Below are 19,633 nucleotides of genomic sequence, written 5' to 3'. Positions count from 1 at the left end.
CCGAGAAATACATATATGGTTGAAATCGAACTCGACGGCAAGAAGGTCGACGTGACCGAAGGCAGCATGATCATGCATGCGGCCGACAAGGCAGGCACGTACATCCCGCACTTCTGCTATCACAAGAAACTCAGCATCGCGGCCAACTGCCGCATGTGCCTGGTCGACGTGGAAAAGGCGCCCAAGCCGATGCCGGCCTGCGCCACGCCCGTCACGCAGGGCATGATCGTTCGCACCAAGAGCGAGAAGGCCATCAAGGCGCAGCAGTCCGTCATGGAGTTCCTCCTGATCAACCACCCGCTGGATTGCCCGATCTGCGACCAGGGCGGCGAGTGCCAACTGCAAGACTTGGCCGTCGGCTATGGCGGTTCTTCCTCGCGCTACGAAGAAGAAAAGCGCGTCGTCTTCCACAAGGACGTCGGCCCGCTGATCAGCATGGAAGAGATGAGCCGCTGCATCCATTGCACGCGCTGCGTCCGCTTCGGCCAGGAAGTGGCCGGCGTGATGGAACTCGGCATGACCCAGCGCGGCGAACACTCCGAAATCGAGACCTTCCTCGGCGACTCGGTCGACTCGGAACTGTCGGGCAACATGATCGACATCTGCCCGGTCGGCGCGCTCACGAGCAAGCCGTTCCGCTACAGCGCCCGTACCTGGGAACTGTCGCGCCGCAAGTCGGTGAGCCCGCACGATTCGACCGGCTCGAACCTGATCGTCCAGGTCAAGAACAACCGCGTGATGCGCGTGGTGCCGCTCGAGAACGAAGACGTCAACGAATGCTGGATCGCCGACCGCGACCGCTTCTCGTACGAAGCCCTCAACGGCCCGGAACGCCTGACGCAACCCATGCTCAAGCAGGGCGGCCAATGGCAGCAGGTCGACTGGCAGACCGCGCTCGAATACGTGGCCAATGGCCTGAAGCAGATCAAGACCGACCACGGTGCGCAAAGCATCGGCACGCTGGTCAGCCCGCACAGCACGCTCGAAGAACTGCAGCTCGCCGCCATGCTCACGCGTGAAATGGGCAGCGACAACATCGACTATCGCCTCCGCAACGCCGAATTCACGGCGTTCGAAGGCGTGCGTTGGCTCGGCACCTCGATTGCCTCGCTCACGCAAGTGCAGCGCGCGCTGGTCGTCGGTTCGAACTTGCGCAAGGAACACCCGCTGTTCGCGCAGCGCATCCGCCAGGCCGTGCGCAAGGGCGCTGCGCTGTCGGTGATCACATCGTCCGGCCTCATGGCCGATCGCGATGCCTGGGCCATCAATGTGGCGCAGTCAACCATCGTCGAAGCGGACCAATGGATCGAAGCACTGGCCGCGGTTGCCGCCGCCATTGGCAAGACCAACGGCGTTGCCGCACCGCTCGCACCGAAGAACGAGCCTGATGCTGCCGCACAAGCCATCGCAGCCTCGCTGCTGGGCGGCGAACGCAAGGCCATCCTGCTCGGCAACGCCGCCGCCCACCACGCGCAAGCCAGCAGCCTGCTGGCCCTCGCGAACTGGATCGGCGCGCAGACCGGCGCGACCGTCGGCTACCTGACCGAAGCCGCCAACACGGTGGGCGCGCAGCTCGTCGGCGCCTTCCCGAAGAACGGCGGCCTCGATGCCGGCCGCATGCTCGCCGCCGGCTCCGGCCTCAAGGCCGTGCTGCTGCTGAACACCGAGCCGGTGTTCGATTCGGCTGCCGGCGCTGCCGCCGCCGATGTCATCGGCAACGCGCAGATGGTCGTCACGCTGAGCCCCTTCAAGGCCAACCTCGAATTCAGCGATGTGCTGCTGCCGATCGCCCCGTTCACCGAAACCCCCGGCACCTTCGTCAATGCCGAAGGCCGCCTGCAAAGTTTCCATGCCGTCGTGAAGCCGCAAGGCGAAGCGCGTCCGGCGTGGAAGGTGATGCGCGTGCTGGCGAACCTGCTGGGCCTGCCCGGCTTCGCGTTCGAATCGACCGCTGAAGTGCTCAAGACGGTGCAGGCGTTGGAGGAGGGCGGTACCGTACCGGCCAGCGCCCTGAACAACGCAACGGCCGCCAGCGCCGTCGCCTCCAATGGCGCTGCGCCGGCACCGGTGGTCGCGAGCATCTATCAGCTCGACTCCATCGTGCGCCGCGCCCCGTCGCTGCAACTGACGGCCGATGCGCGCAACGCATCGACCGCACCGGTCGCATCGGGTCAAGCCGAGGAGGCATTGGCATGATCGACGCGATTCATGGCTTCGGCCAGGGGCTGATCGCCGCAGGCTGGTGGACGGCCTTGGCATGGCCCGTGATCTGGACGCTGATCAAGATCATCGTGGTCGTGATCCCGCTGATGGGCGCCGTGGCGTACCTCACGCTGTGGGAACGCAAGGCCATCGGCTTCACGCAGATCCGCATCGGCCCCAACCGCATCGGACCGCTGGGTCTTCTCCAGCCGATCGCCGACGCGCTCAAGCTGATGACCAAGGAAATCATCATTCCGACGGTCGCCAACAAGGGTCTGTTCCTGCTCGGCCCGATCATGACCATCATGCCGGCGCTCGCCGCATGGGCCGTGATTCCCTTCGGCCCCGACGTGGCGCTGGCCAATATCAACGCAGGCCTGTTGTTCGTGATGGCCATCACCTCGCTCGAGGTGTACGGCGTGATCATTGCCGGCTGGGCATCGAACTCGAAATACGCGTTCCTCGGTGCGCTGCGCGCCTCGGCGCAAATGGTGAGCTACGAAATCGCGATGGGTTTCTGCTTCGTCGTGGTGCTGATGGTCACCGGCAGCTTGAACATGAGCGAGATCGTCACGGTCCAGGGCAAGGGCATGTTCCATGACATGGGCGTCGGGTTCCTGTCGTGGAACTGGCTGCCGCTGCTGCCGATCTTCGTCGTCTACTTCATCTCGGGTCTCGCCGAAACCAACCGCCACCCGTTCGACGTGGTGGAAGGCGAGTCGGAAATCGTTGCGGGCCACATGATCGAGTACTCGGGCATGAGCTTCGCGATGTTCTTCCTGGCCGAGTACGCCAATATGTGGCTGGTCTCGATCCTCACCGTGGTGCTGTTCCTCGGCGGCTGGCTGCCACCGTTCGAGTTCCTGAGCTTCATCCCGGGCTGGATCTGGCTGGGCCTCAAGACCTTCTGCGTGGTCACCATGTTCCTGTGGGTGCGCTCGACGTTCCCGCGCTTCCGCTATGACCAGATCATGCGTCTGGGCTGGAAGATCTTCATTCCCGTCACCCTCGTGTGGCTGGTCGTTGTGGGCGGCTGGATGCAAACGCCGTTCAACATCTGGAAATAACTGGAAGCGCCCACATCATGACTGCTTCACATACCGCGGGCGGACTCTCGCGCCCGTCCAAGCTGGCTTCCGCGCCGTTCTCGCTCAAGGATTTTTTGGGCAGCTTCATGCTGTTCGAACTGTTCAAGGGCCTGGCGATCACGGGCAAGTACGCCTTCGCCCGCAAGATCACGGTGCAGTTCCCCGAAGAGAAGACGCCGCTGTCGCCGCGTTTCCGCGGCTTGCACGCGCTGCGTCGCTATGAGAACGGCGAAGAGCGCTGCATCGCCTGCAAACTTTGCGAAGCCGTTTGCCCGGCGCTGGCGATCACCATCGAATCCGATGTGCGCGACGACGGCTCGCGCCGCACCACGCGCTACGACATCGACCTGACCAAGTGCATCTTCTGCGGCTTCTGCGAAGAGAGCTGCCCGGTCGACTCGATCGTGGAGACCCACATCTTCGAATACCACGGCGAAAAGCGCGGCGACCTGTACTTCACGAAGGACATGCTGCTGGCCGTGGGCGACCGCTACGAAAAAGAAATTGCAGCGAACAAGGCGGCCGACGCCAAGTACCGCTGATCTGTCCAGCCCGAAACCCGTACCCACTCGAATTCCAATGGACGTCAAGACCGGTCTGTTCTATCTGTTTGCCGCGGTGCTGCTGTTTGCAGCCTTCCGCGTCATCACCGCCCGCAACCCCGTGTACGCCGCGCTGTACCTGGTGCTGGCCTTCTTCCAGGCTTCGGCCATCTGGCTGCTGCTGCGTGCCGAGTTCCTCGCGATCTCGCTCGTGCTGGTGTATGTCGGTGCCGTGATGGTGCTGTTCCTCTTCGTCGTGATGATGCTGGACATCAACGTCGATAGCTTGCGGCAGGGCTTCTGGAAGCACTTCCCGCTCGCGGCGGGCGTGGGCGCGCTGATCGCGCTCGAAATGGCGGCCGTGCTCATGGGCGGCTTCCGCCTCGGCGAAGCACCGCGCGCCATGGCGGTCACCTCGCCCAACACCTCGAACACGATGGAACTGGGCAAGCTGCTCTATTCCGAGTACCTCTATCCGCTGGAAATCGCCGCGGTCATCCTGCTCGTGGCCATCATCGCCGCCATTGCACTGACGCTGCGCACCCGCAAGGACAGCAAGTACACCAACCCGTCGGACCAGGTGCGCGTGAAGGCGCGCGACCGCGTGCGCATCGTGCAGATGCCCGTGACGCGCGCGGCCGAACCCGTGGCGGAAGCAGCACCGGCAGCATCGGCTGAGGCGGCAAAGGAAAACAAGGCATGACGCTCACGCTCGGACACTTCCTCTCGCTCGGCGCGATGCTCTTCGCGCTGTCGGTGATCGGCATCTTCCTGAACCGCAAGAACCTGATCGTGCTGCTGATGGCCATCGAGCTGATGCTGCTGGCGGTCAACATGAACTTCGTGGCGTTCTCGCACTACCTGGGCGACATGCACGGACAGATCTTCGTGTTCTTCATCCTGACGGTGGCTGCTGCCGAGTCGGCCATCGGCCTGGCCCTCCTGGTCCTGCTGTTCCGCAACAAGTCGAACATCAACGTCGACGAGCTCAACTCGCTCAAGGGTTGAAATCAACATGAGCGCAACCCTTTCCGCATCCACATTGCTGGCCGTGCCGCTGGCACCCCTGGTCGGCGCCGCCCTCGCGGGCGTCTTCGGCACCAAGTTCGGCGGCAATCACATCGGCCGCAAGGTCACGCATTCGCTGACCATCCTGGGCGTTCTCGTCGCCTTCATCATCTCGGCCATGACGCTCAAGAGCGTGGTGGTCGACGGTGCCCGCTTCAACGCCACGCTCTACGAATGGATGATCGTCGGCGGCCTGAAGATGGAAGTCGGCTTCCTGGTCGACGGCCTCACGGCCATGATGATGTGCGTGGTGACCTTCGTGTCGCTGATGGTGCACATCTACACCATCGGCTACATGGAAGAAGACGACGGCTACAACCGCTTCTTCTCGTACATCTCGCTGTTCACCTTCTCGATGCTCATGCTCGTCATGAGCAACAACATGCTCCAGCTGTTCTTCGGCTGGGAAGCGGTGGGCCTGGTGTCGTACCTGCTGATCGGCTTCTGGTTCAACAAGCCCACGGCCATCTTCGCGAACATGAAGGCCTTCCTGGTCAACCGCGTGGGTGACTTCGGCTTCATCCTGGGCATCGGCCTCATCGCCGCCTATGCCGGCACGCTGAACTATGGCGAAGCTTTCGCCAAGGCGAACACGTTGGCCGGCATTACCTTCCCGGGCACCGAGTGGATGCTGATCACCGTGATCTGCATTTGCCTCTTCATCGGTGCAATGGGCAAGAGCGCGCAGTTCCCGCTGCACGTGTGGCTGCCTGATTCCATGGAAGGCCCGACGCCCATCTCCGCGCTGATCCACGCAGCGACGATGGTGACGGCCGGCATCTTCATGGTGGCGCGCATGTCGCCGCTGTTCGAACTCAGCGACACAGCCCTGAGCTTCATTCTCGTGATCGGCGCCATCACCGCGCTCTTCATGGGTTTCCTCGGCATCATCCAGAACGACATCAAGCGCGTGGTCGCGTACTCCACGCTCTCGCAGCTGGGCTACATGACGGTGGCGCTCGGTGCCTCGGCCTACTCGGTCGCGGTGTTCCACCTGATGACGCACGCGTTCTTCAAGGCGCTGTTGTTCCTCGGGGCGGGCTCGGTGATCATCGGCATGCATCACAACCAGGACATCCGCTGGATGGGCGGCGTGCGCAAGTACATGCCGATCACCTGGATCACTTCTCTGATCGGTTCGCTCGCGCTGATCGGCACGCCGCTGTTCTCGGGCTTCTACTCGAAGGACAGCATCATCGAGGCGGTGCACGAAAGCCACCTGTGGGGCGCAAACTTCGCCTACTACGCGGTGCTGATCGGCGTGTTCGTCACGGCCTTCTATTCGTTCCGCATGTACTTCCTGGTCTTCCACGGCAAGGAACGCTACGACCAGAACCCTGACGCTCACCACGACGACCATGCGCACGATACCCACGGCCATGACGCTCACAAGCCGCACGAATCGCCCTGGGTGGTCTGGCTGCCGCTGGTGCTGCTGGCGATCCCGTCGGCGCTGATTGGCTTTTACACCATCGATCCGATGCTGTTCGGCGAGTTCTTCAAAGGCGCGATCTTCGTCGACGGCACCAAGCACCATGCGATGAAGGAGCTGGAAGAGGCTTTCCACGGCCCTGTCGCCATGGCGATCCACGGCCTGCAGACCGCGCCGTTCTGGCTGGCGCTGGCAGGTGTGGTGACCTCCTACCTGATGTACATGCAGTTCCCGGCGGTTCCGGCGGCGATCAAGCGCGCATGCAGCCCGATCTACAACCTGCTCGAGAACAAGTACTACCTCGACTGGATCAACGAGAACATCCTCGCCCGCGGTGCGCGCCTGCTCGGCACGGGCCTGTGGAAGGGCGGCGACCAGGCCCTGATCGACGGTGCCATGGTCAATGGTTCGTGGAAAGTGATCGGCCGTATCTCCAGCGTGGTGCGCTGGGTGCAGTCGGGCTACATCTATCACTATGCCTTCGCGATGCTGCTCGGCATCTTCATCCTGATGACGTACTTCGTCTGGTTCAAACGCTGAGCCCGAACGCTGGAGAAAAAGAAAAATGGGTTTGTTGAGCCTTGCCATCTGGGTGCCGATCGCATTCGGCGCCGTGCTGCTGGCGTTTGGCCGCGAAGAGCATGCCAAGGGCGTGCGCTGGGTCGCGCTCGTCGGTGCCATCGTGAGCTTCCTGGTCACGGTGCCGCTGTTCACGCGCTTCCAGAACGGAACCGCCGCCATGCAGTTCGTCGAGAAGACGAGCTGGATCTCCCGCTTCAACGTCAACTACCACATCGGTCTTGACGGCCTGTCGCTGTGGATGGTGCTGCTGACCTCGTTCATCACGGTCGTGGTCGTCATCTCGGCCTGGGAAGTGATCACCGAACGCGTGAACCAGTACATGGGCGCGTTCCTGATCCTGTCGGGTTTCATGATCGGCGTGTTCTCCGCGCTCGACGGCATCCTGTTCTACGTGTTCTTCGAAGCCACGCTGATCCCGATGTACCTGATCATCGGCATCTGGGGCGGCCCTAACAAGATCTACGCGGCGTTCAAGTTCTTCCTCTACACCTTGCTCGGCTCGCTGCTGATGCTGGTGGCGCTGATCTTCCTGTACAACAAGTCGGGCGGCAGCTTCGACATCCTGGCCTGGCACAAGCTGCCGCTGGGATCGACCGCGCAGACCTTCCTGTTCTTCGCGTTCTTCGCGGCCTTCGCCGTCAAGGTGCCGATGTGGCCGGTCCACACGTGGTTGCCGGACGTGCACGTCGAGGCGCCCACCGGCGGCTCGGCCGTGCTGGCTGCGATCATGCTGAAGCTGGGTGCCTACGGCTTCCTGCGCTTCTCCATGCCCATCGCTCCCGATGCGTCGCACGAGTGGGCCTGGCTCATGATCGCGCTGTCGCTGATCGCGGTGATCTACGTGGGCTTGGTCGCACTGGTGCAGCAGGACATGAAGAAGCTGGTGGCTTATTCGTCGGTCGCCCACATGGGCTTCGTGACACTGGGCTTCTTCATCTTCAACGAGTTGGGCGTGTCCGGCGGCATCGTGCAGATGATTGCGCACGGTTTCGTCTCGGGTGCCATGTTCCTGGGCATCGGCGTGCTGTACGACCGCGTGCACTCGCGCCAGATCGCCGACTACGGCGGCGTGGTGAACACCATGCCCAAGTTCGCCGCGTTCGCGCTGCTGTTCGCCATGGCCAATTGCGGCCTGCCGGGCACTGCCGGTTTCGTGGGCGAGTGGATGGTGATCCTGGGTGCCGTGAAGGCCAACTTCTGGATCGGCGCGGGCGCAGCCACCGCACTGATCTTCGGCGCCGCCTACACCCTCTGGATGTACAAGCGCGTGTACCTCGGCCCGGTCGGCAACGACCACGTCAAGGAGCTCACAGACATCAACGCCCGCGAGTTCCTGATGCTGTCGCTGCTGGCGATCGCCGTGTTGTGGATGGGCCTGTATCCGAAGCCCTTCACCGATGCGATGGATGCCTCGGTGACCGAGCTGCTGCGCCACGTGGCAGTTTCGAAGCTGCCCTCCTGATGCCACGCTGAAGACAAGAGAACGAGATGATTGACAAACTCAGCTGGGTCACGATCTACCCCGAAATCGTGTTGCTGGTCATGGCCTGCATCATTGCGCTGGTCGACCTGTCGGACACGAGCCCGCGCCGCACCCGCACCTATGTGCTGACGCTGCTCACGCTGCTGGTGGTGGCTGTGCTCACCGGCATGGCCGCGCTCGACGGCAAAACCATATACGGCTTCGGCGGCATGGTCGTGAGCGACTCGATGGGCAACTGGCTCAAGTGCTTCTCCACCATCGCCCTGATGGTCACCCTGATCTATGGCCGTCCCTATGCGGCCGACCGAGAGATGCTGCGCGGCGGCGAACTGTTCACCATCAGCATGTTCGCGCTGCTGGGCATGTTCGTGATGATCTCGGGCAGCAACTTCCTCTTGATCTACCTGGGCCTGGAACTGCTCACGCTCTCGAGCTACGCGCTCGTGGCGCTGCGCCGCGACAACGCGGTCGCCAGCGAAGCGGCGATGAAGTACTTCGTGCTCGGCGCGATGGCCAGCGGCTTCCTGCTGTATGGCCTCTCGATGATGTACGGCGCGACCGGCTCGCTCGACCTGAACGAAGTGTTCAAGGCCATCTCGACCGGCAAGGTCAACCACCAGGTGCTGGTGTTCGGCCTCGTGTTCATCGTGGCTGGCCTGGCATTCAAGGTGGGCGCGGCGCCTTTCCACATGTGGGTGCCCGACGTCTACCAGGGCGCGCCCACGGCCGTCACGCTGCTGATCGGCGCAGCGCCCGAGTTGGCCGCCTTCGGCATCATCATTCGCCTGCTGGTGGATGGATTGCAGCCGCTCGCGATCGACTGGCAGCAGATGCTGGCCGTGCTGGCCATTGCGTCGCTGTTGATCGGTAACCTCGCGGCCATTGCGCAGAGCAACCTCAAGCGGATGCTGGCCTACTCGACCATCTCGCAGATGGGTTTCATGTTGCTGGGCCTGGTCGCCGGTTCGGACCTGTCGGGCACGCAGAACGCGCAGGCGGCTTACAGCGCTTCGATGTTCTACATCGTGACCTACGTGCTCACCACGCTGGCGAGCTTCGGCATCATCCTGCTGCTGGCGCGCGAAGGCTTCGAGAGCGAAGAGATCACAGACCTCGCCGGCCTCAACCAGCGCAGCCCGCTGTACGCCGGCGTGATGGCCATCGCGATGTTCTCGTTGGCGGGTCTGCCGCCGCTGGTCGGCTTCTACGCGAAGCTGGCGGTGCTGCAGGCGCTGATCGCCTCGGGCCAAGCCATCTACATCGGTCTGGCGGTGTTCGCCGTGATGATGTCGCTGGTCGGCGCCTTCTACTACCTGCGCGTAGTCAAGGTCATGTACTTCGACGCACCGGTCACGGCTACCACCGTGTCGGCATCGTTCGACGTGCGCACCGTGCTCGCGATCAACGGCGCACTGATCCTGATTCTCGGCGTGCTGCCCGGCGGCCTGATGACGCTGTGCTACGAGGCCATCGCGGCCACGCTAGCCCACTGACGCGGCCGGCCCACGGTGTCGCAAACCGCGTCGGTCTGGGTCGTGCTGCTGGTGGCCCTGTTGGCCGCCAACCTGCCGTTTTTCAACGAGCGCCTGTTCGGCGTCGTGCCGCTGCCGGCAAAGCGCAAGTCGCTCGCGATCCGCTTTGCCGAGCTGGTGGTGCTGTACTTCATTGCCGGCGGCATCGGCCTCTTGTTCGAACGCAGGGCAGGGCAGATCTCGCCGCAAGGTTGGGAGTTCTACGCGGTGACCGGCGCGCTCTTCATCGTGCTGGCCTTTCCAGGTTTCACCTGGCGCTACTTGATGAAGCACAGGCATTGATTCACATGACGTCACCCATTGCCGACTCGCACCTGAAGGAAGAACTCGTCAGCAGCGAAGAGCTCTTCAAGGGCCGCTTCCTGCACGCCAAGCGCGACACCATCCGCCTGCCCGACGGCCACAACGCCACGCGCGAGTACGTGGTGCATCCCGGCGCGGTGGTGGTGATTCCGCTGCTCGACGATGGCCGCGTGGTGCTGGAGCGGCAATATCGCTATCCGGTCGGCCATGTGATGGTGGAGTTTCCGGCCGGCAAGCTCGATCCGGGCGAGGACCCGCTGGTCTGCGGTCAGCGCGAACTGCTCGAGGAAACCGGCTACACCGCGCGCGAATGGGCCCATGCCGGTGCGATGCACCTGGCCGTGGCGTACTCGACGGAGATCATCCACATCTACTTCGCACGCGGCCTCTCGCTGGGCGAGCGCAAGCTCGACCACGGCGAATTCCTCGATGTGTTCACCGCCACGCCCGAAGAAATGGTCGGCTGGTGCAGCGATGGCACAGTCACCGACGCCAAGTCATTGACCTGCACCCTGTGGATGCAGAACGTCCTTTCGGGCGCATGGGCACTCGACTGGAAAGCGGCTGCGTCGCAAGGCGGCGCGGGATAATCCGCGCATGAAGGTTCTCGATCTCCGCTGCACGCACGGCCACGGCTTCGAGGGCTGGTTCGCGTCCAACGAGGCTTTCGAGACCCAGCTCTCGTCTGGGTTGGTCGAATGCCCGGTCTGCGGCGACACCGCCATCGTCAAGCTGCTGAGCGCGCCGCGTCTCAATCTTGGCAACGCCAAGGCGCCGGCAGCAGAAGCGGCGCCCGCCGCGGCCTCGCAGGTGCCGGCTCAACTTTCCCCCGAAGCTCGCTGGATGCGCGCCGTGCGCGAGGTCATTGCGAAGACCGAAGATGTCGGTGATCGTTTCGCCGAAGAGGCTCGCAAGATGCACTACGGCGAAGCCGAAGAGCGCGGTATACGTGGTCAGGCGACGCCCGAGCAGACCGAAGCGCTGCTCGACGAAGGCATTGCGGTGATGCCGCTGCCGATGCCCGCAGCGCTCAAAGAGACGCTGCAGTAACTCTGCTGCGGCCTGGGCTCAGGCCGTGAACTGAAGCGCGGCCAGGCGGGCGTAGACCCCGCCCTGCGCCACCAGTGCCGCGTGCGTTCCCTGTTCGACGATGCCGCCGTGGTCCAGCACGATGATGCGGTCGGCCTTCTGCACGGTCGCCAGGCGGTGCGCGATGACCAGCGTCGTGCGGCCTTCCATCGCCGACTCGAGCGCGGCCTGAACCATGCGCTCGCTTTCAGCGTCGAGGGCGCTGGTGGCCTCGTCGAGCAGCAGCAGCGGCGGGTTCTTGAGGATGGCGCGCGCGATGGCGATGCGCTGGCGTTGCCCGCCCGACAACCGCACGCCGCGCTCGCCGAGGAAGGTGTCGTAGCCCTCTGGCAATGCCGTCAGGAAGTCGTGCGCAAAGGCGGCGCGGGCGGCTGCATGCACCTCGTCGGCAGTCGCTTCAGGCCGGCCGTAGCGAATGTTCTCGAACGCGCTGGCCGAGAAGATCACCGCGTCCTGCGGCACGAGCCCGATGCGGGTGCGCAGGTCGGGCAGGGCGAGCGATGCGAGCGGCGCGCCGTCGAGCAGCAACTGGCCCGATTGCGGGTCGTAGTAGCGCAGCAGCAACTGGAACACCGTGCTCTTGCCGGCGCCACTGGAGCCGACCAGTGCCACCGTCTCGCCGGGCGCGATGTCGAGGCTGAAATCGCGCAATGCCGGCGTGCCGGGCCGCGATGGGTAGTGGAAGGTCACCGCGTCGAGCTTGATCGCGCTGCCCGCGGCCGGGATCGGCGTGACCGCCGGACTCGCGGGAGAAGTGATGACAGCCGGCGCATGCAGCAGCTCCATCAGGCGCTCGGTGGCGCCGGCTGCGCGCAGCAGGTCGCCATACACCTCGCCGAGCACTGCTGTCGCGCTCGCGAGGATCGCCACGTAGACCACGGTCTGGCCGAGATGGCCGGCAGTGATGTCGCCGCGCAGCACGGCCTGCGTGCCTTGGTACAGGCCCCAGAGCAACGCCGCCGAGGTCGCGATGATGATGAAAGCCACCAGCACCGAGCGCGCCTTGGTGCGGCGCACGGCGGTGCGGAATGCGTTCTCGGTCGAGGCATCGAAGCGGGCTGCCTCGCGCGATTCGGCGGTGTAGCTTTGCACCACCGGAATCGCATTCAGCACTTCGGCGGCGATGGCGCTCGAATCGGCCACGCGGTCCTGGCTTGCACGCGAGAGCTTGCGCACCCGCCGGCCGAACCACATGCTCGGCAGCACCACCAGCACCAGGATGCCGAGCACCTGCACCATCACATAAGGATTGGTCCAGACCAGCACCGCCAGCGCGCCCACGCCCATCACCGCGTTGCGCAGGCCCATGCTCAGCGACGAGCCGACAACCGTCTGCACCAGCGTCGTGTCGGCCGTGAGGCGCGAGAGCACCTCGCCTGTCTGCGTGGTCTCGAAGAAGGCGGGGCTCTGGTGCAGCACATGGCCGTAGACCGCGTTGCGCAGGTCCGCCGTGACCCGTTCGCCCAGCCAGCTCACCGTATAGAAGCGCGCGGCCGAGAAGAGCCCCAGCGCCACGGCCACTGCGAAGAGGGCGCCGAAGTGCTCGCGCAGCGCCATGGTCTGGGCGCCCTTGTCGGGGTTGATCAGCCCGCCGTCGATCAGGCTGCGCAGTGCCAGCGGAAAGGCCAGCGTCGTGATGGCCGCCATCACCAGGAAAACCGCCGCCAGCACGATCTGCACGCGGTAGGGGCGGAGGAAGGGGCTCAGGCCCGACAGCGACCGGGGCGAGCCCTTGGCCATGGAAGACGGTGGGGAGGAAGCCATGGGCGCGGATTCTACCGACCGCTGCCGCTACAAAGGCAGCCTTGACAATAATTGCCGCGGCAGCTAATATTTCGACCCATGAGCGATGCGAACATTCCCAAGGCCTCGTCGGTCCCCGATGACGCTGTGCGTCGGCCCCCTGTCTTCTATCGGGCGGAGGACTATCGCGCCGAGGAAAGCATCGGCTACCTGATGCGCCGCATCGTCTCGGCGGTGGCCCAGTCAGTGGAAACCCGCATGTGCGAGCCCGGCGGCCCGACCTTTCCGCAATGGGTGCCGCTGTACAAGCTGCACACCGGCGCGGCGACCACGGTGGCCGAACTGGCACGCGCCTGCGAACTCGACACCGGCGCCATGACGCGACTGCTCGACCGCCTCGAAGCCAAGGGCCTGTGCCGCCGGGTGCGTTCGCTGGAAGACCGCCGCGTGGTCAACATCGAGCTCACCGACGAAGGCCGTGCCGCCGCCAAGGAAGTGCCTTACGTGCTCAGCCGCGTGCAGAACGAGCACCTGGCAGGTTTCACCACCGAGGAGTGGGAGCAGCTCAAGGGCTACCTCCGCCGCATCCTCGACAACGCGCAGGCCCTCGCGGCCCGTGGAGATAAAAATGAATGATTCCCTCGCCGTGCGCGCTGTGCGTCGCACTCCCGCTGCAGGCGCCATGCGCCGTATTCCGATCGTTGCAGCCGCGTTGCTGCTGGTGGCGCTGGCCGGTTGTGCCGACATGTCCGGCATCGGCTCGCAGGCCAAACTGCGCGATGCGTCGTCGCTGGGCATCGCACCCGACAGTGCCGCAACTCCCGTCTCCCGGCTCGACCGCCAATGGTGGCTCGCTTTCGGCGACACGCAGCTCAACACGCTGATCGACCAGGCCGTGGCCGGCAACCCGAACCTGCAGGTCGCGCAGGCCCGCCTCGCGCGTGCGCAGGCCTCGGCGGACATCGCCGGCGCGGCGCTCAAGCCGCAAGTGAAGGGCGATCTCGACCTGAACCGCCAGAAGTTCAACAGCAACTACATCTACCCCGCACCGCTCGGCGGCTCGACGCAGAACATCGGTCTGCTGCAGCTCGGCGCCAGCTGGGAACTCGACTTCTTCGGCAAGAACCGCACCGCGCTCGACACTGCCATCGGCGCCGCCAACGCCGCCGCGGCCGATGCCGATGCCGCCCGTGTGCTGCTCGCCAGCAACGTCGCGCGCAGCTACTTCCAATGGGCGCGCCTGAACGACCAGCTCACCGTGGCGCAGCGCACGCTGGCCCAGCGCGACGAAACCCTGAAGCTCGTGCGCGACCGCGTTTCCGCCGGCCTGGACACCCGCCTCGAACTGCGCCAGAGCGAAGGCGGCCTGCCCGAAGCGCGCCAGCAGATCGAAGCGCTCAACGAGCAGATCGCGCTGCAGCAACATGCGCTCGACGCGCTCGTCGGTCAGCCCAACGTGTCGGCCTCGCTCAAGCCGCCGGTGCTCGCCGGCGTCAAGCCGATGGCGCTGCAGGCCAACATCCCGGCCGACCTGCTGGGCCGCCGCGCCGACATCGCCGCCGCGCGCTGGCGCGTCGAGGCCGCGACGAGCGACGTGGCCAATGCCAAGACCCAGTTCTATCCCAACGTGAACCTCACGGCCTTCGTCGGCTTCCAGAGCTTGGGGCTAGGCAAGCTGCTCAAGTCGGGCAGCGAGCAGTGGGGCGTGGGTCCGGCCATCAGCCTGCCGATCTTCGAAGGCGGGCGGCTGCGCGCCAACCTGCGCGGCAAGTCGGCCGACCTGGACGTGGCGGTCGAAAGCTACAACGCAACGGTGCTCGACGCCGTGCGCGATGCGGCCGACCAGGTCTCCAGCGCCCAGTCGATCACCCGCCAGCAGGCCGAACAGCGCGCCGCGCAAACGGCCGCCGAAGGTGCCTACGACATCGCCGTGCAGCGCTACCGCGCAGGCCTTGGCAACTACCTCAACGTGCTGACGGCCGAAACCTCGGTGCTGGCGCAGCGCCGGCTGGCCGTCGATCTGGCCGCGCGCGCGCTCGACACGCAAGTGGGCCTGGCGCGTGCCCTCGGCGGCGGCTGGCAGCCTCCGACTACCGCCACCGCATCGGCCCCGACGGCCGCAGTGAACTGAACTGACTCGACTCCCTCGTCTTCGGAAAGAAATTCATCATGAGCGACAACAACACTCCGACGTCCGCTGCTTCCGCAGCCCCTGTTGCACCCGAAGCGCCCGCCGGCAACGGCAAGCGCCGCCGCGCGCTGACCGCATTGGCAGCCGTGGTGATCGTCGCCGGCGGCGGCTGGGGTCTCTACGAATGGCTGGTCGCCAGCCATTACGAAGACACCGACAACGCCTACGTGCAGGGCAACGTCATCCAGATCACGCCGCAGATCGGCGGCACCGTCATGGCCATCAACGCCGACGACACCGACTTCGTGAAGGCCGGCCAGCCGCTGGTGCAGCTCGACCCGGCCGATGCCAAGGTCTCGCTCGAACAGGCCGAGGCCGCGCTGGCCCAGACCGTGCGCCAGACGCGCACGCTCTACGCCAACAACGGTTCGCTGGCCGCGCAGGTCACGCTGCGCCAGTCGGACATCGTCAAGGCCCAGAGCGACATCGCCAAGGCCCAGGACGACCTGCAACGTCGCCGCGCGCTCTCGGGCAACGGCGCGGTGTCGAAGGAAGAACTGAACCACGCCGAAACGCAGCTCGACACGGCCAAGAGCCAGCTCGCCGCCGCGCAGGCCGGCGTTGTCGCCGCCAAGGAAGCGCTGGTGAGCAACCAGTCGCTGACCGAAGGGACCAGCGTTGCGCAGCACCCCAGCGTGCTGGCCGCCGCCGCCAAGGTGCGCGAGGCCTACCTCGCCACGCAGCGCGTCGCGATGCCCGCGCCCGTCGACGGCTACGTCGCCAAGCGCACCGTGCAGCTCGGCCAGCGTGTGGCCGCCGGCACGCCGATGATGTCGATCGTGCCGCTCAACCAGCTGTGGGTCGATGCCAACTTCAAGGAAGTGCAGCTGCGCAACATCCGCATCGGCCAGCCCGTGAAGCTCACGGCCGACGTCTACGGCAAGAAGGTCGAGTACGACGGCAAGGTCGCCGGCCTCGGTGTGGGCACCGGCAGCGCGTTTGCGCTGCTGCCCGCGCAGAACGCCACCGGCAACTGGATCAAGGTGGTGCAGCGCGTGCCCGTGCGCATCGCGCTCGACGCCGAGCAGCTCAAGGCCAACCCGCTGCGCATCGGCCTGTCGATGGATGCCGAGATCGACATCACGTCCAAGAGCGGCAAGATGCTCGCCGACGCGCCGCGCGGCACCGCGCTCACGCAGACGCAGGTCTACAGCCAGCTCGACCGCGGCGCCGATGCCGAAGTGGACCGCATCGTCGCGGCCAACCTCGGCCGCAGCGCTTCGGCCAATGCCGCGAACGCTGCGGGCGCCACGAGCGCGCCCGCGAAGCATCCGTCCGCGACGCCGGGTACCGGCGCGCAGGTGGCCGTGCAGGGCCAGCCCGGTTGATCGTTGCCCGCTTCGCTTGAACTGAAAAAGCACGCGCAATGGCCACCGCCGCTCCCGCTTACATAGCGCACGCACCGCTCGAGGGTTCCGCCCGCGTGTGGGGCACGATCGCGCTGTCTGCGGCAACCTTCATGAACGTGCTCGATTCGTCGATCGCGAACGTGTCGTTGCCTGCCATCTCGGGCGACCTGGGCGTGAGCACCACGCAGGGCACCTGGGTCATCACCAGCTTCGCGGTGGCCAATGCCATCGCGGTGCCGCTCACGGGTTTCATGACCCAGCGCTTCGGCCAGGTGCGCCTGTTCATGGCGAGCGTGATCCTGTTCATGATCAGCTCGCTCCTGTGCGGCCTCGCACCGAACATGACCACGCTCATCCTGTTCCGCGCGCTGCAGGGCTTCGTCGCGGGTCCGATGATTCCGCTGTCGCAGACGCTGCTCTTGTCCAGCTATCCGAAGGCCAAGGCGGGCCTTGCGATGGCGATGTGGTCGATGACCACGCTGGTCGCGCCGGTGATGGGGCCGCTCCTGGGCGGCTGGATCACCGACAACATCTCGTGGCCGTGGATCTTCTACATCAACATCCCCGTGGGCATCGTTGCGGCTTCCATCACCTGGGCGCTCTATCGCAAGCGCGAGAGCAACACGCACAAGGTGCCCATCGACGCCATCGGCCTCGCGCTGCTGGTGCTGTGGGTCGGCTCGATGCAGCTCATGCTCGACAAGGGCAAGGAGCTCGACTGGTTCCACTCGCCGCAGATCGTCACGATGGCGGTGGTGGCCGTGGTCGGCTTCGCGTTCTTCCTGATCTGGGAGCTGACCGACAAGCACCCGGTGGTCGACCTGTCGCTCTTCAAGCGCCGCAACTTCTGGTCGGGCGCCGTGGCAACGGCCGTGGCCTACGGCCTCTTCTTCGGCAACGTGGTGCTGCTGCCGCTGTGGCTGCAGCAGTGGATGGGCTACACCGCGACGCAGGCGGGGATGATCATGGCGCCGGTGGGGTTGCTGGCGATCTTCTTCTCGCCGGTGGTCGGGCTCACCGTGTCCAAGATCGATCCGCGCCGCTATGCCACGTTCTCGTTCCTGGTGTTCGCGCTGGTGCTGTGGATGCGGTCGAACTTCAACACGCAGGCCGACTTCGTCACCATCATCATTCCGACGGTGATCCAGGGCATCGCGATGGCGTTCTTCTTCATTCCGCTGGTGACGATCACGCTGTCGGGCCTCACGCCCGACCGCATTCCGGCCGCCTCGGGGTTGTCGAATTTCCTGCGGATCACGGCCGGTGCCATGGGCACCTCGCTCACCACCACGCTGTGGGACAACCGCGCGACGCTGCACCACGCGCAGCTTGCCGAGACCATCAACCAGGGCAACAACGCGGCCACCGCTGCGATGTCCGGGCTCACCGGCAGCGGCCTCAGCACCGAGCAGGTGATGGGACAGATCAACCGCATCGTCGACCAGCAGGCCTACATGCTCGCGACGAACGACATCTTCTATGCCTCGGCGATCCTGTTCCTGCTGCTGATCCCCCTGGTGTGGCTGGCCAAGCCGCAGAAGGGCGGCGCCGGTGGCGACGCCGCGGCGGGTGCGCACTGACGACACACGCGGTTGTCACCCCGTCACCCGTGATCACCATCACCCCCAGGCTCCTTCGGGACCCTGGGGGTTTTTACTTGCCCAGCGCCTTCAGCACGTCGTAGCAGGCGCCCATCGTGTGGTAATCGGTCTTGCCGGCCGGGCTTTTTTCGTCGCTGATCTTCCGGTTCTGCGGCGTGAGGATGCGGTACCACGCGCCGTGCGTGTGGTCGATGAAGTGCTCCCACGCGTACGCCCAGATGCTGTCGTACCAGTTCCAATAGCTCGCATCGCCGGTGCGCACCGCGAGCAGGGCGGCGGCGGCGAAGCTCTCGGCCTGCACCCAGAAATACTTGTCGCCGTCGTACATCGAGCCGTCGGGCGCGAAGCCGTAGGCCAGTCCGCCGTTGTCCCCATCCCAGCCGCGGAACATCGCGGTGTCGAAGAAGTGACGGGCGCGCGGCACGATCCAGTCGGCTTCGGTGCCTTGGGCATTCAAGAGGCGTTCCAGTTGCAGCAACAGCTTGGCCCACTCGGTCAGGTGGCCGGTCTGGAAACCCCAGGGCTTGAAGATGTCGCTGCGGTCGCCGCGGTTGAAGTCCCAGTCGACCGACCAGTCGGTGCGGTAGTGCTCCCACACGAGGCCATCGGCCAGCGCGGCCTGCCGGCCCGTCACGGCCTCGGCGAGTGCGAGCGCGCGGTCGAGGTAGCGCGCCTCGTGCGTGGCCTCGAAGGCGGCCATCATCGCCTCGCAGGCATGCATGTTGGCGTTCTGGCCGCGATAGGGCGACACGCGCCAGTCGGCCGTGGCTTCGTCGGCATACAGGTGGTGGCGCGGTTCCCAGAAGTGCTGCTCCATCAGGTCCCACGCATGTTCAAGTCCTTCGCGCGCCTCGCTCACGCCGGCCATCAGCGCGTGCGCATGCGCGAGCAGCACGAAGGCCAGGCCGTAGCAGTGCTGCGTGCCGTCCAGCACCGTGGCGCGGCCGTCGTGCCAGTCGATCTGCCATGCGTAGCCGCCGCCGGGCAGCGCATGCGCGTGTCGCAGGAAGGCGAGGCCGTGCCGTACGGCGTCGAGGTCCACGGCGTTTCCGAAGCGGCGGTACGCGTTCGCGTGGTTGAACACGAAGCGCGTGCTGCTCACCAGATGGCGCGTGCGGCGGTCGTAGACCGCACCGTCGTCCTTGAAGAAATGAAAGAAGCCGCCGGACGGATCGAGGTCGCGCGGCGCGTAGAAGTCCAGCGTGTGCCGGATGTGGTCGATGAGGAATTCGGGTGAGCGGAAGTCGGGCATGGCGCTGAGGGTGTGAGTGTCGCGGGCGACGCCATTGTCATTGGGACGACAGTCGTGATCGTGCATAACTTCTCCTTCTTGCGCAGGTTGCACTGCAGCATAGGCATTTGCCCCAGTATGCAAGTACGGGTCGCCCACCAACAATCGGTCCGCGCTCATGGTGGCGCGCCAAGATG

17 protein-coding genes are annotated in these 19,633 nt (G+C 65.2%); 15 read left to right on the top strand and 2 right to left on the bottom strand.

The window, feature by feature from the left end; translation table 11 throughout:
* Positions 1-15 precede the first annotated feature (15 nt).
* The 11 genes from nuoG to VARPA_RS20000 are packed head-to-tail and all read left to right on the top strand — an operon-like array spanning position 16 to position 11,282.
* Positions 16-2,196, top strand: a complete 2,181-nt coding sequence (nuoG, locus tag VARPA_RS20050; RefSeq protein WP_013542407.1) for an NADH-quinone oxidoreductase subunit NuoG — start codon at positions 16-18, stop codon at positions 2,194-2,196.
* Entirely contained in the window at positions 2,193-3,269 is a 1,077-nt protein-coding gene (gene nuoH / locus VARPA_RS20045) for an NADH-quinone oxidoreductase subunit NuoH (RefSeq protein ID WP_013542406.1), read from the top strand. Before nuoG ends, nuoH begins: the two co-directional genes overlap by 4 nt.
* 17 nt (positions 3,270-3,286) lie before the next feature.
* On the top strand, positions 3,287-3,832 hold the full coding sequence (gene nuoI / locus VARPA_RS20040) for an NADH-quinone oxidoreductase subunit NuoI (protein ID WP_013542405.1): 546 nt from the start codon (positions 3,287-3,289) through the stop codon (positions 3,830-3,832).
* A 37-nt stretch (positions 3,833-3,869) separates the two neighbouring features.
* Positions 3,870-4,535, top strand: coding sequence for an NADH-quinone oxidoreductase subunit J (locus tag VARPA_RS20035; protein ID WP_013542404.1), 666 nt, complete (start codon positions 3,870-3,872; stop codon positions 4,533-4,535).
* Positions 4,532-4,840 (top strand): NADH-quinone oxidoreductase subunit NuoK, encoded by a 309-nt coding sequence (gene nuoK, locus VARPA_RS20030; protein ID WP_007837741.1) that lies wholly within the window; start codon positions 4,532-4,534, stop codon positions 4,838-4,840. Before VARPA_RS20035 ends, nuoK begins: the two co-directional genes overlap by 4 nt.
* Before the next feature lie 7 nt (positions 4,841-4,847).
* Positions 4,848-6,872: an NADH-quinone oxidoreductase subunit L gene (gene nuoL / locus VARPA_RS20025; protein ID WP_013542403.1), complete on the top strand. Its 2,025-nt coding sequence runs from the start codon at positions 4,848-4,850 to the stop codon at positions 6,870-6,872.
* A gap of 25 nt (positions 6,873-6,897) precedes the next feature.
* Entirely contained in the window at positions 6,898-8,376 is a 1,479-nt protein-coding gene (locus VARPA_RS20020) for an NADH-quinone oxidoreductase subunit M (protein ID WP_013542402.1), read from the top strand.
* Between the two features lie 26 nt (positions 8,377-8,402).
* Complete coding sequence (nuoN, locus tag VARPA_RS20015) at positions 8,403-9,890, top strand: NADH-quinone oxidoreductase subunit NuoN (protein ID WP_013542401.1); 1,488 nt, start codon at positions 8,403-8,405, stop codon at positions 9,888-9,890.
* A gap of 15 nt (positions 9,891-9,905) precedes the next feature.
* The gene (locus VARPA_RS20010) at positions 9,906-10,211 is read left to right on the top strand and encodes a DUF2818 family protein (protein ID WP_013542400.1); all 306 of its coding nucleotides are present in this window, start codon (positions 9,906-9,908) and stop codon (positions 10,209-10,211) included.
* Positions 10,212-10,216: 5 nt separating this feature from the next.
* On the top strand, positions 10,217-10,822 hold the full coding sequence (locus VARPA_RS20005; RefSeq protein ID WP_013542399.1) for an NUDIX domain-containing protein: 606 nt from the start codon (positions 10,217-10,219) through the stop codon (positions 10,820-10,822).
* 7 nt (positions 10,823-10,829) lie between these two features.
* Positions 10,830-11,282, top strand: coding sequence for a DUF1178 family protein (locus VARPA_RS20000; RefSeq protein WP_013542398.1), 453 nt, complete (start codon positions 10,830-10,832; stop codon positions 11,280-11,282).
* Positions 11,283-11,300: 18 nt separating this feature from the next.
* On the opposite strand, the gene VARPA_RS19995 is transcribed toward VARPA_RS20000, so the two are convergent.
* The gene (locus tag VARPA_RS19995; protein ID WP_041942968.1) at positions 11,301-13,085 is read right to left on the bottom strand and encodes an ABC transporter transmembrane domain-containing protein; all 1,785 of its coding nucleotides are present in this window, start codon (positions 13,083-13,085) and stop codon (positions 11,301-11,303) included.
* A gap of 78 nt (positions 13,086-13,163) precedes the next feature.
* Here VARPA_RS19995 and VARPA_RS19990 point away from each other — a divergent pair, with 78 nt between their 5' ends.
* Genes VARPA_RS19990 through VARPA_RS19975 form a run of 4 tightly spaced genes read left to right on the top strand, consistent with a single transcriptional unit; the run spans position 13,164 to position 18,184 of the window.
* On the top strand, positions 13,164-13,700 hold the full coding sequence (locus VARPA_RS19990) for a MarR family winged helix-turn-helix transcriptional regulator (protein WP_013542396.1): 537 nt from the start codon (positions 13,164-13,166) through the stop codon (positions 13,698-13,700).
* On the top strand, positions 13,693-15,195 hold the full coding sequence (locus tag VARPA_RS19985; RefSeq protein ID WP_013542395.1) for an efflux transporter outer membrane subunit: 1,503 nt from the start codon (positions 13,693-13,695) through the stop codon (positions 15,193-15,195). The genes VARPA_RS19990 and VARPA_RS19985 overlap by 8 nt, the downstream gene beginning before the upstream one ends.
* A gap of 38 nt (positions 15,196-15,233) precedes the next feature.
* The gene (locus VARPA_RS19980; protein WP_013542394.1) at positions 15,234-16,583 is read left to right on the top strand and encodes an efflux RND transporter periplasmic adaptor subunit; all 1,350 of its coding nucleotides are present in this window, start codon (positions 15,234-15,236) and stop codon (positions 16,581-16,583) included.
* 38 nt (positions 16,584-16,621) lie between these two features.
* Entirely contained in the window at positions 16,622-18,184 is a 1,563-nt protein-coding gene (locus tag VARPA_RS19975) for a DHA2 family efflux MFS transporter permease subunit (RefSeq protein WP_013542393.1), read from the top strand.
* A gap of 73 nt (positions 18,185-18,257) precedes the next feature.
* Here the strand turns inward: VARPA_RS19975 and VARPA_RS19970 are convergent, their stop codons facing one another.
* Complete coding sequence (locus VARPA_RS19970) at positions 18,258-19,457, bottom strand: AGE family epimerase/isomerase (RefSeq protein WP_041943879.1); 1,200 nt, start codon at positions 19,455-19,457, stop codon at positions 18,258-18,260.
* Positions 19,458-19,633: the final 176 nt, after the last annotated feature.

It is taken from the genome of Variovorax paradoxus EPS (genome assembly GCF_000184745.1).
GTDB lineage: Bacteria > Pseudomonadota > Gammaproteobacteria > Burkholderiales > Burkholderiaceae_C > Variovorax > Variovorax paradoxus_C.
Note: the sequence above shows the minus strand (reverse complement) of the source record. Positions and strands in the feature narration are given on the sequence as shown.